This is a genomic window from Caulobacter sp. D5 (assembly GCF_003185805.1).
In the GTDB taxonomy this organism is placed as follows: domain Bacteria; phylum Pseudomonadota; class Alphaproteobacteria; order Caulobacterales; family Caulobacteraceae; genus Caulobacter.
In genome coordinates, this window is sequence record NZ_QHJY01000448.1 from 1 (window position 1) to 2849 (window position 2849).

Here is a 2849-nt window from a genome sequence, read left to right on the forward strand (position 1 = left end):
CTGGATCGACGCCGGCGAAAACGACAACGCCATCGTCGGCACCCTGACCAAGACCCCGGGTTCGCTGGGCGTCTTCGGCTGGTCGTACCTCGAAGAGAACATGGACAAGATCAAGGGCGCGACCATCAACGGCGTGCGTCCCTCGGCCCAGACGATCGCCGACGGCTCCTACCCGCTGTCGCGCTCGCTGTTCATCTACGTCAAGAAGGCCAACATCGGCGTCACGCCGGGCCTGGAAGACTTCCTGAAGGAGTTCACCTCCGACGCCGCCACCGGCCGTGGCGGCTACCTGCAGGGCCGTGGCCTGATCCCGCTGCCCCCCGGCCAGCACCAGGCCCAGAAGGACGTCGTGACCAAGAAGGTCTCGATGCCGCGTCCGGCCGCCTAAAAGACCCGATCCGCGGCGATATCTCGCCGCGCGACCGAAGATTGCGCCGCGGTCCTATGGGCCGCGGCGTTTTCTTTTGTATAGTGCCCTCCGGTCCGCCCGCGCCGCGTCAAGAAAGTCTGGGCCGTGGCCGCCGTCCGGCGCCGCGTCACTTGCCCCTAGGGACAATGATACTCCTCGCGCTCGCCGTCGTTCTGTTCCTCGTTCTGTTGAACGGGGTCTTCGCCATGTCCGAACTCGCGGTGGTCTCCGCGCGGCGGGCCAGACTGCAGAGCCAGGCCGACCGGGGAGACCGCGGCGCCAAGATCGCCCTCTCCCTCGCCGAACACCCCACCCGCTTCCTCTCGGCCGTGCAGGTCGGCATCACCCTGATCGGCATCCTGGCCGGCGCCTACGGCCAGGCCACCATCGCCGGCGCGCTGGACAAGTGGCTGGAGCCGATGCCGGTGATCGGCCCGCACTCCGAGGCCATCGCCACCACCATCGTCGTCATCGGCCTGACCTACGTGTCGGTGATCCTGGGCGAGCTGGTGCCCAAGCGCCTGGCCCTGATCTTTCCCGACACCATCGCCCGGGCCATGGCCCCGTTCCTGGCCTTCGTGGCCACGATGCTGCGCCCGTTCGTCACCCTGCTGACCGTCTCGACGGCCGCCATCCTCAAGCTGATGGGCGTGCGCGACGAGCGCAACAGCGGCATCACTTCCGAAGAGGTCGAGACCGTGCTGGCCGAAGGCGCCGACGCCGGCCTGATCGAGCCGGAAGAGCGCACCATGATCCAGGAGGTGCTGCGCCTGGGCGACCGTCCGGTGCGCGTGGCCATGACCCCGCGCCGCGACCTCTACTGGATCTCGCTGTCGGACGAACCCGAGGCCGTGCAGGCCGAGGTTCGCGAGTGCCCCTATTCGCGCATCGTCGTGGCCCTGGAAGGCGACCTCGACGGCGAGATCGGCGTGGTGCTGAAGAAGGACCTGCTGGACTCCTGCCTCGGCGGCGAGCCGCTGGACCTGCGCGCCCACATCCAGCAGCCGATCGCCATCCCGGAGACCATGTCGCTGCTGCGCGCCATGGCGGTCTTCAAGCAGACCTCGCTGCACATGGCCCTGGTGGTCGACGAGTTCGGCTCGGTGCAGGGCGTGATCACGCCGCTGGACCTCTTGGAAATGATCGCCGGCGACTTCCCCGAGGATCACGATGAGGGCGAGCGCCGCATCCTGCGCCGCGAGGACGGCAGCTGGCTGGTCGACGCCCGCCTCGACATCCAGGAGCTCAACGACGCCCTGGGCGAGAACTTCGAGGCCGAGGGCGGCTACCACACCGTGGCCGGCCTGATCCTCGACCGCCTGGGCCGCATCCCGGCCGAGGGCGAGATCCTTCACCTGGGGGCGTTCGACGTCGAGATCGTCGACATGGACGGCTCGCGCATCGACAAGGTCATCCTCAAGCCCGGCAAGCGCCGCGAGGACAACGAGGACTGAGCGCCAGGCGCCGGGGAAGACGCGGGGGATTAGCCAGATGAGCCAGCCGGGACCCTGGGGCGTCGAGCCGCCGCCGGAAACCGAGGCCGCGCCCGTCAAGGCCGCCAAGGCCGCCAGGCCGAAAGGGCCGGGGCGGCCGTCCTGGCGGCGCTGGCTGGCCTGGGCGCTGCTGGCCGGCGGCATCGTGGCGGTGCTCGTCCTGCTGGGCCGCTTCGCGCCCTGGGGGCCGCAGGACGGCTACGACCGCGCCTACATCCTGATGTGGGGCGGCGCGATCGTGCTGTTCTCGGGCGCGCTGCTGCGGGCGACCCGGCGCGAGGCCCTGCGGGGCGTCGGCTTCGTGGCCCTGTGGCTGGTGATCGCCGCCGTCCTGGGCATGGGCTATCTCTACCGGGCCGAACTGGCCGAGGCGCCGCAGCGGCTTCTGATGGCCCTGAATGTCGGCGCGCCGGTGACGACGGGCGAGCGGGAACTGCGCGTGGCCAAGAACGCCGGCGGCGCCTTCGTCATCATCGGCGAGGTCAATGGCCAGCGGGTGCCGTTCATGGTCGACACCGGCGCCAGCCACACCGTGCTCAGCCCCGCCGACGCCCAGCGCATCGGCGTGCCGATCGAGACCCTGAACTACGACCAGACCGCCGAGACCGCCAACGGCCTGGGCTACGGCGCGGTCTGGACCGCCGACCGGCTGGCCATCGGCCCGATCGTCCGCAAGGACTTCGTCATGGACGTCAACAAGGCCCCGATGGGCGGCTCCCTGCTGGGCATGAGTTTCCTCGACACCCTGGAGTCCTACGAGGTCCGCGACGGGGTGCTGATCCTGAGGTGGCGAGAGTAGGGGCGGCCCCATCAGCCCCGTGACGGAGGGTGCCAGGCTGGGCTCCGCGCACCCCCCTCCCGTAAAATCTCCGCGAAAGCGGGGACCTAGGCTTTTTCTGAAACCCACCGCCCGCAAAGCCCTTCCCCCTCGATGGGGGAAGGGTTGG

The 2849-nt window shown here is 69.6% G+C and carries 3 protein-coding genes; all 3 read left to right on the top strand.

Going from position 1 to position 2849, the window contains the following annotated elements; genetic code table 11:
* The coding region (locus DMC18_RS23295) for a substrate-binding domain-containing protein (RefSeq protein WP_199232617.1) at positions 1-388 on the top strand (388 nt) is incomplete at its 5' end.
* A gap of 167 nt (positions 389-555) precedes the next feature.
* Complete coding sequence (locus DMC18_RS23300; protein ID WP_110118628.1) at positions 556-1863, top strand: hemolysin family protein; 1308 nt, start codon at positions 556-558, stop codon at positions 1861-1863.
* Positions 1864-1900: 37 nt separating this feature from the next.
* Positions 1901-2701: a TIGR02281 family clan AA aspartic protease gene (locus tag DMC18_RS23305; protein WP_110133354.1), complete on the top strand. Its 801-nt coding sequence runs from the start codon at positions 1901-1903 to the stop codon at positions 2699-2701.
* The last annotated feature ends 148 nt before the right edge of the window (positions 2702-2849 follow it).

Bases quoted from the DNA above. Each gene is read 5' to 3' on its own strand.
- DMC18_RS23300 (WP_110118628.1), top strand. From the start codon at position 556: ATGATACTCCTCGCGCTCGCCGTCGTTCTGTTCCTCGTTCTGTTGAAC.
- DMC18_RS23305 (WP_110133354.1), top strand. From the start codon at position 1,901: ATGAGCCAGCCGGGACCCTGGGGCGTCGAGCCGCCGCCGGAAACCGAG.